Here is a 12,264-nt window from a genome sequence, read left to right as displayed (position 1 = left end):
TAGGGCGTTCGAAGCGGGCCGCGCGGTCGTTACCCGGGAGAGCGCCGAGGCGATGCGCGCGAACGCCCTAGTCACGCTTCTATCGAACGTCCAGTCGTTACGTGCGGGTTCCATCTCCCAGTTCGGTTCGAGTTCGGCCCATTCCTCGTTAGCCGCCTCTAGCTCATTCTCAATAACCGGGAGCACGAACAGGTCCATAAACAACGACCAACCCCGACGCGGCACCGCTTTCTGGCACCCGTCATGGGAGCATCCGAACACATAGGGCTGTTCCCCTTCTCGATAGTCCGGCCCCCAGATATACGCTCCACTCTTCACGCCGCCCGTGTGCTCCTCGCCCCAAGGACAGTTCATCCGGTACTTCCCCGGCGACTTCATTGCCATTTCGCCGCCGCCCTCGCCCCAGCCCAACTTTGAGCAGATTTCGACAGCGCGTGCGAGGAGTATGGCGTTGGTATCGCTCGATTCGGTCACCTCTACCGTCGAAGCCTTCTTGCGCACGACGGTCTTAAATCCGAACGCTCCTTCTATCGCGGCCATCGTGTAACGCCGGTCGTAGTCCGCGAATACTTGCCGCACTTGAAACACTGCACCGTACTTCAGCGAGCCGTCCTCTAGGCGTTTGTTGTTGATCCCGACTGGCAGCCTCCCAAACCGCGTTATGTCCTTGATCGTTTTGTCGCCGCCTTTATCGAGGGCGTGCTTGGCGAAGGCTCCGAGGAACGCTTCATACTGGTCACGGTTGGTCACGGGCGCGGAGAAGAAATACCAGCACTGGTGATTGTTTTTAGAAGTCTCGATTATCACCGTGGGCGGCAACTTTGCTTTCAAGTCTTCCAACGACATTCCGCCCTTCGAACCCGCGCCGGTGCCGATATCGTCAACCATCAGAGCTAGACCGGAGCCGAAGGTGCTTTTGCTGCGCCAGAATTTATCCTTCCAATCGGCATCCGGCTCTCTGGCGGCTGACGCGGAAATCACCACGAACGAATTCTTGTCGTTCGGAATTCCCTTGCCGGTCTTCCACGGCTTGGCCCAAAAACCCCTGTTCTTTACTTCGCCGTTCTCGTCGGGCAACTCGTTCGCGTTTTCGGCGAACGCCGCCATCACGCGCTGATCGTCGGGCAGTCCGCGTCCCAGTTCCTGCATAAAACGCAACGCCTGATCCTCTCGCTGCTTCGCTGTGACTTTTACTTCGGATGACGAAGTGTTTTCTTCTTTACTTTCAAGAGCTTGCATCGCTATAATCCTATTGTAGTACGTTGATTCAGTTCAAAAGCCGCGCCCGCCACCTCCCCAGGTAACCGCGCGGCTTTTCTTTTATGCCGCCACTTCTTCGGTGTTCACGCAAAGAGGCGCGGCTACTTCGTATCCCGTTCGCGGGCTTACATGCTTGATATCGAACGGCACTTTGCGCTTCTCGACTAAGTAGATAATCGCGGATCGCAGGAAGTCGCTAGGCTGAATATTCATCCCGGCCAAAACCTCGTAAGCATTCGCCTTCAGTGCCGGATCGATTGCGGCGACAATCTCTGAATATTTCTTGGACATATTTCGCTCCCTTGAACGAATTAAGTTACGGAACGAGTTTACGGAAAACGTTAATGTCCCTCAACAAGCAGTATTCGAGTGTTCAAGGCTTCCGCGTAATCGCCGCGACGCATCCAAGGCGCATAAGCGCCTTCTAATTCGCGTTAGAAAGTGACCTATGGGCTTCGTACCCACGTGCGCAACCTACCTAGCCGAACAGCATCGCGGCCCAAAGGTCATTAATCGTTATTTGCTAGAGGTATGGAAGAAAAGCGAGGAAATTTGTAACAGGCGGACACGAAAACGCCCACCATGATCGGCGGGCGTTAGAGGCTGAGTTAAGCGTGAAAGAGGAGGTACAGCAGCACGACGACCGCTCCGAGTAGGAACCCTCCTCCCATGTAGTAGACGAAGGACATACCGGCTTCAAATCCGAATCGCGTCCGTTACCTCCTCGAAGTCCACCAGCGCGAACGCGTACAGCTTCCCGCCGTTTTCGAAGTGTGCCGCCCCGCTCGCCTTCAGGCCGAGGCGGAATTTAATGTGCTTCTCGAAGGGTAAGCGCAGTTCACGAAAAGCTGCGGCGACAGACTTGTACTCCGTCGTCTTACCGTCGAACGAGACCTTTACGCCGTGCTTCGTCGTGCGGGCTTCGCGAACCTTCGCGTTACTCCAAGACTGCGATACACCTGCGGCGTTCGACTTCTTAGCGTCCAGAGCCGGGAGGCCCATCGAAGCGCGCGTGGGGAAGTCGTAAAAGAAGTCCGAACGTTTCGGGAAGCGCACCGCCTCCATCACGACTGCGGCCGGTACGGTGACGTTCTTCTTAGCGTTCTTGCGGGTAATCGTGGTCATTTCGTATTCCTCACTAACTAGGTTATGGGTAGGTTCTCGTCTCTCTGCATCTCACTACAACCTAAATTCTCCGCCAGCCTCAATTGCATGGCGACAGAAACTTACATTTACCTGACGATAATTCTTGCTATTGCTACGCAGCGGCTGATAGGAGGGAGATTCGGTCCAGCGCGTCGCGCGTCCGGTCGGCGCGGAGGTGACCGTAGTGCTTGTCGATAATCGCGGTCGAGGTCCCGGCCATCTTCGCGACCGTAAAGGCGTCTATGCCGCCCGAGATCCAGTCGCTAATCGCCGTGTGCCGTAGCGAGTACATAACGATAGTCGCGGGCAGCTTCGCGGCGTTTCGCCCCTTCGTGAACTCCGGAATCCACGTCTCCTTAATCCAAGGCCTCCCGCGCCGCGTCGTAAGTAGGTGGGCGTTACCTATCTTGTCCTTCGACAGGTGATCGAAGAACCTACGCGCGACGCTACTAAGCGTTATCGTGCGGTGGCCGGTCTTACCGTCGAGTTGGAGGGTGCCCTGAGTCGAGTCGTAATGCGCGGCGGTTACCCTCGATAGCTCGCCGGGACGGGCGGCGGTAAGCAGCGCCGCTATCGCGAGTTTCCGCACGTCCGGAGCGAGCGCGCTTAGTAGCCTCTCCCGGTCAGTCGCCGATATGTATCCCTCGCGCCTTCGCCCTACTCCGCGAAACGGGAGCACCGTGCGCCATGCTTCGTCCGTATTCGTCATGCCCGTCCGATACGCGAAGTTCAGCGCGGCCTTAAACGTGGCGAGTTGTCGATTGGCCGAATCTTTACCTCGGCGTAGCGCCTCGCCTTCCTTCCCGGCGAGCTGATCCGATATCCATGTGTGTATATGCACTATCGTGAGCGCGGAAAGGAGCACGGGACCGATAGCCGCGCCGTAGACTAGCTGTCGAAAGCGGGCTGCTGCGTCCCGGCTGGCGCGTTCGGATTTATGGAGACGCTGGTATTCGACGTACGCGCGACAGGCGTCCGACACGGTGTGTTTAACCTCGGCGACCGGCACCGGCTTATCGAGCGCATCGACCCAAGCGAAACATGCCGCCGTAGCAGCGTCGTACTCCGCGAACGTCCCGAGCGACTTATAGACCTGCCGCCCGTCGAGTGTTCTAAGGCGTGCTATCCACGTTCCTTCGCCCGATTCGTTGCGGCGATACCCTACGAATAGTCCGGCCCGTAGGCGCACGAAATACGGCTCCCGGCGCGGCGCGAGACGATCACGCGCGGTCTTGCTGCTTATCGGATTGCTCATGGTTCAGTCCTCTCCTTTTTCGTTTCCGTACGGAAATCGTACGGAAATCGGAGCTTAAACTAAAAGGGGCAGACTGAAAGTTTTATGAAAGGTATCGTTAGACGATTAGGCTGGGTGACTTTGTAAGTACAGGTAAAAGATTCAGGCCTGCCTTTTGCGCTTCGCCGCGCGGCCATACGTAAACCCTTACCAGTATTGGCTTTCCGGGCGAGACCGATCCCGGTGCGGTTCTTGCATCAATAGATCACACCTAAACGTTACAAATTGATAAATCCGGCAGCGGATACTGCCGCAAACTAATCACCAGACACCCAGCAACATCGCACTCTGCCTTGAGACGGAGGTTCAAAAATGGATAACAGCAACAACAACATGACCACACCAAATTCACCCAATCGCAAGATTCACCCACTGGTGGCTACCGCCGCGGGCGCGGTCATCATTGCGAGTCTCGCGGCTACGGCCGCCGTCACTGGACTCTTTCCGAAGGCGTCCAGCACGTCGCCTGTGAACGACCAGACGCAAGCAGCACAGGTCGCGACACAACCCGTGGCGCCGACAGCGGCTCAAGCACAGGCGCAGCAGCAAGCCGCTCAACAGCAAGCGGCGCAGCAGCAACAAGCAGCGCAGGAACAGCAGGCCCGCCAAGTGGCTCAACAGCAACCCGCGCAACAGCCGAACTATGCGCAGCAGCAACCAGTGCAAGCTGCGTACTGCTCTACTTGCGGCACGGTTGAAGGCATCTCGGCGGTGAAGCGCGAAGGTCACGGCACGGGTATCGGCGCAGTTGGCGGCGCGGTCGCGGGTGGTCTGATCGGTAACCAGTTTGGTCGCGGAGGTGGCCGTACCGGCATGACGATTCTCGGCGCTTTAGGCGGCGGCCTCGGCGGTAACGCGGTGGAAAAACATCTGCGCAGCGAGACCGATTATTCGGTGCGCGTGCACATGGAAAACGGCAAGACGCGTTATTTCACGTATCGTGAGCCGCCGCCATTCAGCCAGGGCCAACGCGTGCGCATCGAGAACGGTACGCTGGCTGCGGGCTGATATCGGTTGGCTGGTTGAGCTGGATAACAAAACGGCGACTCCTCGCGGAATCGCCGTTTTTGTTTTGTCTTGGCCGACGCCAGATTCAGTAATCCGCGTCTTCAATCCATGCCGCCTGGATCGCCTCGAGAATCCTCTCGTTGGATTTCTCAGGATCGTCGTCGAAGCCTGCCAATTCCGTCACCCAGCGATGCAAATCCGTAAATCGCACGAACTGCGGATCGACGTTCTGATGCGCGTCGGTCAGTGCCATCGCGATGTCCTGCGTGTCTGTCCACTTCATGGCAAGCGCTCCTGTCTCAAGGTCCCTGATAGTTTCAGTGATTCTCTTTAGCGTGATTGATGGTGTAGCGCGGAATCTCGACCACGAGATCCTCGTCGGCGGGTGCCATCGCCTGACATGATAACCGCGACGTCGGCTCGAGTCCCCATGCCTTGTCGAGCAAATCGTCCTCGTCTTCTTCCGATGGAACCAGCGCGTTGAATCCTTCGCGGATGATCACGTGACACGTCGTGCAGGCGCATGACTTCTCGCACGCGTGCTCGATCTCGATGCCGTTATCCAGCAAGTTGTCGCAAATACTCTTCGATAAATCCGCGTCGATCACCGCGCCATCCGGGCACAACTCGACATGGGGCAAAACTACGATCTGGGGCATGACTTCTTTCCGTTCTATGTCGTTATGGGCTCAGACTTCGTCGAGCCGGCGGCCGGCGAGTGCGCGGCGAATACTTTTGTTCATGCGGCGGGCGGCGAACTCGTCGGTGGCGGCGGCCAGTTCCTTGGTCGCGGCTTCGATGGCGTCCGTGCTGTCGCCCGTCGTGACCGTTGCCAGCTGGCCGATCAACATTTCGATATTCGCGCGCTCGGCGTCGTCCAGCAGTTCGCTGTCCGCGCCCAACGCCGCTTGCGATGCTTCTACCAGACGCCGTGCGTCGACTTGCGCTTCGCGCAGCGCGCGGGCGCGCATATCGACTTCGGCGGTGGTGAAGCTCTCTTCCAGCATGCGGGCAACGTCGTCATCGGCAAGACCGTAGGACGGTTTCACGACCACCGATGCCTCCACGCCCGACAATTGTTCGCGCGCAAACACCGACAGCAAACCGTCCGCGTCCACCTGATACGTCACGCGAATGCGCGCAGCGCCGGCGGCCATGGGCGGAATGCCGCGCAGCTCGAAACGCGCGAGCGACCGGCAGTCGGAAACGAGCTCGCGTTCGCCCTGCACCACGTGAATGGCCATTGCGGTCTGGCCGTCCTTGAAGGTGGTGAAATCCTGCGCGCGCGCGACCGGAATGGTCGAATTGCGCGGGATGATTTTTTCCGTCAGGCCGCCCATGGTTTCGACACCGAGCGACAGCGGAATCACGTCCAGCAACAGCCAGTCATCGCCCTCGCCGCTTCGATTGCCCGCGAGCATGTCGGCCTGGATCGCAGCGCCGAGCGCCACGACCTGATCGGGATCGAGATTGGTCAATGGCGGCTGGCCGAAATATTCTTCGACCGCGCGCCGAATCACCGGCATGCGCGTCGCGCCGCCAACCAGCACGACGCCCTTGATCTCGGACGCCGATATCTTCGCATCGCGCAACGCCTTGCGGGTCGGCGTCAGCGTGCGTGCAACCAGCGTTTCAGTGAGTGTGGCAAAGTCGGCTTCGGTGATCGTCAGGTCGATCTTCTGGCCATCGGAGAAAGAAGCTTCGACGCGCGCTTCGGGCGCATCCGACAGCGCTTCCTTGGCCGTACGCACATGATCGAGCAACAGCCGCACGTCTTCAGGCGTTGCCGGCTTCACCTTCGCTTTTGCGAGCACGTGCCGATAAACCATGGCATCGAAATCATCCCCGCCCAGCGCTGAATCGCCGCCTGCCGCGAGCACTTCGAAGACGCCTTTGGTGAGCTTGAGAATCGACAGGTCGAAGGTTCCGCCGCCGAGGTCGTACACGGCGTATAACCCTTCCGATGCGTTGTCCAGCCCGTAAGCAATCGCGGCCGCAGTCGGTTCGTTCAGCAAACGCAGCACGTTCAGGCCGGCGAGTTTCGCGGCGTCTTTCGTGGCTTGACGCTGGGCTTCATCGAAATAAGCCGGAACGGTGATCACCGCACCGACCAGATCGTCGCCAAGCGAATCTTCCGCGCGATAACGCAACGTCGCCAGGATTTCCGCCGACACTTCCACCGGGCTCTTCACACCATCGATAGTACGAATCTGCACCATGCCTGGCGCATCGACAAAATCGTAGGGCGCGTTCTCGGCGCCTTCCACTTCGCTCTTGCCGCGGCCCATGAAACGCTTGACTGAAACAATCGTGTTGCGCGGATCAAGCGCCGCTTCTTCCTTCGCAACACGACCGATACGCCGGCCGCCCTTCTCCAGATACCGGACCACCGACGGCAGCAGGTAATGGCCGTCCTCGTCGGGCAGCACTTCAGCTACGCTGTTGCGCATGGCGGCCACGAGCGAATTCGTCGTACCGAGATCGATGCCCACGGCAATGCGCCGCTGATGCGGCGCCGGAGCCATGCCGGGTTCTGAAATTTGCAGTAAAGCCATCGTTGCTCTATTGGGGGTTGGTGACGCCTGTAGTGTCGTCTGGTGGTCTGAAATCAGTCGAGCTTTTCGATCTGGTTGCCAATCTCGCTCGCCACACGTTCGATAAACATCAACTGGCGGACGGCTTCACTTGCCGCCTGATCGGCGTGACTGTCGATCAAAGCCGCCAGCTTTTCGAAGCGAATGCGTTCCTGGTCGCGCAGTTCCGTGAGCAAGTACTCGAGCGCGCCCACGTTCTTCGCCGCCGCCGCGTCCTCGATATTTTCGCGCCATTCCATTTGCTGCATCAGGAAGGCCGGTTCCATCGCCGTGTTGTTCTCGGCGTCGGCATGCACACCGCGCAGCGAGAGCATGTACGTGGCCCGTTTGAGCGGGTCGCGCAGCGTCTGGTACGCCTCGTTCGCGCGCGTGGCCCACTGCATCGCAACGCGCTTTTGCGCATCGCCCGCGGCTGCAAACCGGTCGGGATGAACCTGCGCCTGCACCGTTCGATAAGCTTCGTCCAGCTTCGCGGAATCGATGGCGTAAGTCGGCGGGAGATCGAACAGGTCGAAGTGACTGTCGTTGAGCGTGGCCATGGGAGGAGGATAGGTGGACTTAAAAAGCAGTGACGCTAAAGAAAAAGGCGGCACGCGCCGCCTCTTTGCTGTTCTTCCACAATGCTATACGCGAAAAGATTCGCCGCAGCCGCACTCGTCTTTCACATTTGGGTTGTTGAACTTGAAACCTTCGTTCAGCCCTTCGCGCGCGAAATCCAGTTCGGTGCCGTCGATATAAGCGAGGCTCTTCGGATCGACAATGATCTTCACGCCTGCTGACTCGAACACCTGATCTTCCGGCGCGAGTTCGTCCACGTACTCGAGCTTGTAAGCGAGGCCTGAACAGCCGGTCGTGCGCACGCCAAGACGTAGCCCTACGCCCTTGCCGCGTCGAACCAGATACTTCTGCACGTGCTGTGCTGCCTTGTCCGTCAACGTGATTGCCATAGTCTCTCTTCAGCAGTTGCTTGAATCCGGATGGTTGCTCCCGGTCGCATGCTGCAGCCTTGCTTTGAATCCAAAACCCGAGCGCCGGATCTCTCTTGCAAACCCAGGCGCCCCTCCCTGAATTGCTTACGCTGCGTGCTGCTTCGCTTCAACCGGAGCCGCTTCTGCAACGCCCGCACCGTGACGTTGCTTGTAGTCTGCAACGGCGGCCTTGATTGCGTCTTCGGCGAGAATCGAACAGTGAATCTTGACCGGCGGTAAAGCCAGTTCTTCAGCAATATGGGTGTTCTTGATCGTCAGCGCCTGGTCCAGGGTCTTGCCCTTGACCCATTCGGTCACGAGCGAGCTGGAGGCAATCGCCGAGCCGCAGCCATACGTCTTGAACTTCGCATCTTCGATCACACCGTCCGCGCCCACGCGGATCTGCAGCTTCATCACGTCGCCGCACGCGGGCGCCCCGACCATGCCGGTGCCGACCGTGTCGTCGTCCTTGCCGAACGAACCGACGTTGCGCGGGTTTTCGTAATGGTCCAGAACCTTGTCGCTATAAGCCATGATTCAAACTCCTTGAATTCGTATGCGTGTGCGTTCAACCGGGGCGCAAAGTGCTGCTTAGTGCGCGGCCCACTGGATCGACGAGATGTCGATGCCATCCTTATGCATTTCCCAAAGCGGCGACAAATCTCGCAGCTTCTGAATCTTGCCCTTCAACAGATTGATCACATAGTCGACGTCCTGCTCGGTCGTAAAGCGGCCAACCGTGAAGCGGATCGAGCTGTGCGCGAGTTCGTCGTTGCGGCCAAGCGCGCGCAGCACGTATGACGGTTCCAGCGAAGCCGATGTGCAAGCCGACCCGGAAGATACCGCCACATCCTTGACCGCCATGATCAGCGACTCGCCTTCAACGAAGTTAAAGCTGATGTTGAGGTTATGCGGCACACGGGTTGCCATGTCGCCGTTCACATAAACCTCTTCCATCTCCGAGAGACCCCTCAACAGGCGGTCGCGCAACATGCGCACGCGCTCGTTTTCGGTCGCCATTTCTTCACGCGCGATGCGGAAAGCCTCGCCCATGCCAACAATCTGGTGCGTCGCCAGCGTACCCGAACGCATGCCGCGTTCGTGACCGCCGCCATGCATTTGCGCTTCAATACGGATGCGCGGCTTGCGACGCACGAACAACGCGCCGATACCCTTCGGACCGTATGTCTTATGCGCCGAGAACGACATCAGGTCGACCTTCAGTTTTTGCAGATCGATCTCGATCTTGCCGGTGGCTTGCGCTGCATCGACATGCAACACGATGCCCTTGGCACGCGTGATCTCGCCGATGGCGGCAATATCCTGGATCACGCCGATTTCATTGTTCACGTTCATCACGGACACGAGGATGGTGTCCGGGCGGATCGCCGCCTGGAACACGTCCAGATCCAGCAAACCGTCGTCCTTCACATCCAGGTACGTGACTTCAAAACCTTCGCGCTCGAGCTCGCGGCAGGTATCGAGCACGGCCTTGTGCTCGGTCTTCACCGTGATGATGTGCTTGCCCTTGCTCTTGTAAAAATGCGCCGCGCCCTTGATGGCAAGGTTGTCCGACTCCGTTGCGCCCGACGTCCAGATGATTTCCCGCGGATCGCAATTGACCAGCTTCGCGACGTTCTCGCGCGCTTCTTCGACTGCCCGTTCCGCATCCCAGCCATATTGATGACTACGCGATGCCGGGTTGCCGAACTGCTCGCGCAGATACGGGATCATCTTGTCCACCACGCGCGGGTCGACCGGGGTCGTTGCGCTGTAGTCCATGTAAATGGGCAGGTGGGGAATGTCGTTGTTCATCAGTTGCTCCGGGAATTGACTCAATTGGCTTTTCCAGGCGAGACAGCCGCGTCGGCTTTATGGACGCGCGGCAGCCGTCAGCCGGCCAGGTTGAAAACGGAATTCGGTCCTTTCGGCGCGACTCGGGCAGGCTCCACGGTCGCCGTATCGGCACGGCGATCGCGCAATACCGCCGGCGAACCATCGCGCGCACGCTGCTGGTCGACCAGGTCTTTCAGCGAGACGGAGTCGAGATACTCGACCATCTTCTGATTGAGCGTGGACCAGAGTTCGTGGGTCATGCAATGGCCGTCGTGCTGCTTCGTGCCTTCGCACGCACCCTTGCCACCGCACTGCGTTGCGTCGATAGGTTCGTCCACCGCAATGATGATGTCCGCAACCGTGACGTTTTCAGCACGGCGCGCAAGATTGTATCCGCCACCCGGACCCCGCACCGACTCCACGATTTCGTGGCGGCGCAGCTTGCCGAACAACTGTTCGAGGTAAGAGAGCGATATGTGCTGGCGCTGGCTGATTCCGGCCAACGTCACCGGGCCCTGCTCCTGGCGCAATGCCAAGTCGATCATCGCCGTGACGGCGAAACGGCCTTTCGTGGTGAGTCTCATAATTTGTGGCTACCGGGGGCTACTGCTAATACTCGATGATTTTGCTCAAGTATAAATAGCCTACGGATTTAGTCAAGTATCTCAGATTCATTTATTAGGAATTTACTGAGACATTTCGCGGGCCGAAGCCCGCTTGGTCGCCATGCGCCTAGGACACCAACTGGGTGCGCAGCGCTTTCAGCAGGCCTTCGCAAGCGTCCTCGCACTGGTCGAGCACCCGCTCGAAACCTTCATCGCCGCCAAAATAAGGATCGACGACAACGCGGCTGTCATCGCGCGTGGCGAATTCCATGAGCAAACGGATCTTGTCGCGGTATTCCGGTGGGCAGAGTTTTGCGAGCGCGGCAGCGTTGGCATCGTCCATTGCAATCAGGAGGTCGAACCGCGCGAAATCTGTTTCGCGGACTTGCCGGCCACGCAGCAATGACAGGTCATAACCACGGGTTCTGGCCGCGCGCTGGGCGCGTTCATCCGGCGGCTGGCCGATATGCCAATCACCCGTGCCCGCAGAATCCACGACGATCCGGTCCGAGAGTCTTGCTTTCCCCACTTGATGAAGCATCACCGCTTCGGCGCTGGGCGAACGGCAAATGTTGCCAAGGCACACAAAGCAGATGGCGATCGTGTTCATCGGGTTCCGGATATCGTTGACTTGAGGCGTCGATCAAGTACCGCCTGCCGTCTCGCATCCCCTCAAGGCGAGCGCACGCGAACGGTCCCGAATTATACAAAGGACGTCGCTTTTGCGCCCGAACGACGCTTGTTCAAAACGTCTGTGTGACCGACGGCGATGTTGCCGGTGCGGCGCTGTCCGAATCTACAAGACCCAGCGAAATGGCACGCGCAAACTCCGCGCTGACTGTAGCGGCGCTTTGCGGGTGTGCTGCCGCTCCCACCATGGGGTGGATTGCGTGGCAATAACCCGCAAGAGCGAGCGGTACAAGCATGGCAACAGGCCAGTAGGTCGATATTGTCTTTTTCATTTCTAACCCCTTTCTCGTGTCCCGTGGGCTGACGGGCCCACTGCAGGACCGTTGAATTGTAAGGGTTAGTCCTGATCCGATAAATGCGTTAAGGCACAAAGCATTGTTGCAGTTGTGTCAACAGCGCATGTTCAATCGGCGTTGTAATGCGGTGCAAGCCGCGTCCCAAGTGGGTCTCGACCTTCATGCGCGTGTTACCAGCGAGATAAAACTTTACAAGTTTCTTGCGACAACCCTTCGTCAATGCTGTCAGATACGGTAATCAACCACTGTTTGCAATATCAAATATGAAACTCGCTGCCGCAGGACTCATCCTCGTTTCGTCCGCGCTCGTCGCGGGCTGCGCCGTTTATCCCGACGGCACGCCCGCCTATGCGGGTGGCGGTCACTCGTCTTATCCTGCGTACCCTGGCGGCTACGATCCCGGCTACTACGGCGCGCCGGTTGTTCAGTCAGGCGTGGTGATCGGCGGGGGCTATTACGGCGGCGGTCCTGGCCCGCGATGGGACGATGGACCTGGATACCGGCGCGCCGTAGTAGCCGGGATCGTAGCCGCCAGGGTACGCAGGATAAGACGAGTGACCGCCACCA

The 12,264-nt window shown here is 58.7% G+C and carries 15 protein-coding genes and 1 pseudogene; 2 read left to right on the top strand and 14 right to left on the bottom strand.

What is annotated here, in order from left to right; all coding sequences use genetic code 11:
• The 4 genes from ACRXB1_RS17700 to ACRXB1_RS17685 form a co-directional block, all read right to left on the bottom strand.
• Nucleotides 1-1,239: DNA-primase RepB domain-containing protein (locus ACRXB1_RS17700; RefSeq protein ID WP_449492703.1), on the bottom strand; the 1,239-nt coding region annotated here is incomplete at its 3' end.
• A gap of 81 nt (nt 1,240-1,320) precedes the next feature.
• Nucleotides 1,321-1,551, bottom strand: a complete 231-nt coding sequence (locus ACRXB1_RS17695) for a type II toxin-antitoxin system RelB/DinJ family antitoxin (protein WP_449492702.1) — start codon at nt 1,549-1,551, stop codon at nt 1,321-1,323.
• A 405-nt stretch (nt 1,552-1,956) separates the two neighbouring features.
• Entirely contained in the window at nt 1,957-2,385 is a 429-nt protein-coding gene (locus ACRXB1_RS17690) for a hypothetical protein (RefSeq protein ID WP_449492701.1), read from the bottom strand.
• Nucleotides 2,386-2,518: 133 nt separating this feature from the next.
• Complete coding sequence (locus ACRXB1_RS17685; RefSeq protein WP_449492700.1) at nt 2,519-3,661, bottom strand: tyrosine-type recombinase/integrase; 1,143 nt, start codon at nt 3,659-3,661, stop codon at nt 2,519-2,521.
• A gap of 351 nt (nt 3,662-4,012) precedes the next feature.
• On the opposite strand from ACRXB1_RS17685, the gene ACRXB1_RS17680 reads away from it, so the two are divergent.
• On the top strand, nt 4,013-4,708 hold the full coding sequence (locus ACRXB1_RS17680; protein WP_061999059.1) for a glycine zipper 2TM domain-containing protein: 696 nt from the start codon (nt 4,013-4,015) through the stop codon (nt 4,706-4,708).
• A gap of 85 nt (nt 4,709-4,793) precedes the next feature.
• Here the strand turns inward: ACRXB1_RS17680 and iscX are convergent, their stop codons facing one another.
• The 10 genes from iscX to ACRXB1_RS17630 all read right to left on the bottom strand — a co-directional run bounded on the left by iscX (nt 4,794) and on the right by ACRXB1_RS17630 (nt 11,673).
• On the bottom strand, nt 4,794-4,991 hold the full coding sequence (gene iscX / locus ACRXB1_RS17675; protein WP_061999058.1) for a Fe-S cluster assembly protein IscX: 198 nt from the start codon (nt 4,989-4,991) through the stop codon (nt 4,794-4,796).
• A gap of 34 nt (nt 4,992-5,025) precedes the next feature.
• On the bottom strand, nt 5,026-5,367 hold the full coding sequence (fdx, locus tag ACRXB1_RS17670; protein WP_061999057.1) for an ISC system 2Fe-2S type ferredoxin: 342 nt from the start codon (nt 5,365-5,367) through the stop codon (nt 5,026-5,028).
• Nucleotides 5,368-5,397: 30 nt separating this feature from the next.
• Nucleotides 5,398-7,263 (bottom strand): Fe-S protein assembly chaperone HscA, encoded by a 1,866-nt coding sequence (gene hscA / locus ACRXB1_RS17665; protein ID WP_449492699.1) that lies wholly within the window; start codon nt 7,261-7,263, stop codon nt 5,398-5,400.
• A gap of 53 nt (nt 7,264-7,316) precedes the next feature.
• Entirely contained in the window at nt 7,317-7,841 is a 525-nt protein-coding gene (hscB, locus tag ACRXB1_RS17660) for a Fe-S protein assembly co-chaperone HscB (protein ID WP_449492698.1), read from the bottom strand.
• A gap of 84 nt (nt 7,842-7,925) precedes the next feature.
• A complete protein-coding gene (gene iscA / locus ACRXB1_RS17655) occupies nt 7,926-8,249 on the bottom strand; it encodes an iron-sulfur cluster assembly protein IscA (protein WP_047896463.1) in 324 nt (107 codons plus the stop codon).
• A 126-nt stretch (nt 8,250-8,375) separates the two neighbouring features.
• On the bottom strand, nt 8,376-8,804 hold the full coding sequence (iscU, locus tag ACRXB1_RS17650) for a Fe-S cluster assembly scaffold IscU (protein WP_061999055.1): 429 nt from the start codon (nt 8,802-8,804) through the stop codon (nt 8,376-8,378).
• Between the two features lie 57 nt (nt 8,805-8,861).
• Entirely contained in the window at nt 8,862-10,085 is a 1,224-nt protein-coding gene (locus ACRXB1_RS17645; protein ID WP_061999054.1) for an IscS subfamily cysteine desulfurase, read from the bottom strand.
• Between the two features lie 77 nt (nt 10,086-10,162).
• A complete protein-coding gene (gene iscR, locus ACRXB1_RS17640; RefSeq protein ID WP_061999053.1) occupies nt 10,163-10,690 on the bottom strand; it encodes a Fe-S cluster assembly transcriptional regulator IscR in 528 nt (175 codons plus the stop codon).
• Nucleotides 10,691-10,838: 148 nt separating this feature from the next.
• The gene (locus ACRXB1_RS17635; RefSeq protein ID WP_449492697.1) at nt 10,839-11,321 is read right to left on the bottom strand and encodes a low molecular weight protein-tyrosine-phosphatase; all 483 of its coding nucleotides are present in this window, start codon (nt 11,319-11,321) and stop codon (nt 10,839-10,841) included.
• Nucleotides 11,322-11,454: 133 nt separating this feature from the next.
• Complete coding sequence (locus tag ACRXB1_RS17630; protein ID WP_062169747.1) at nt 11,455-11,673, bottom strand: hypothetical protein; 219 nt, start codon at nt 11,671-11,673, stop codon at nt 11,455-11,457.
• Between the two features lie 287 nt (nt 11,674-11,960).
• Here ACRXB1_RS17630 and ACRXB1_RS17625 point away from each other — a divergent pair.
• Nucleotides 11,961-12,264 (top strand): annotated as a pseudogene (locus ACRXB1_RS17625) (hypothetical protein); the annotation flags it as partial.

The sequence above is a fragment of the Caballeronia sp. M23-90 genome, from assembly GCF_053574605.1.
This window is presented reverse-complemented; position numbering and strand designations above follow the sequence as displayed.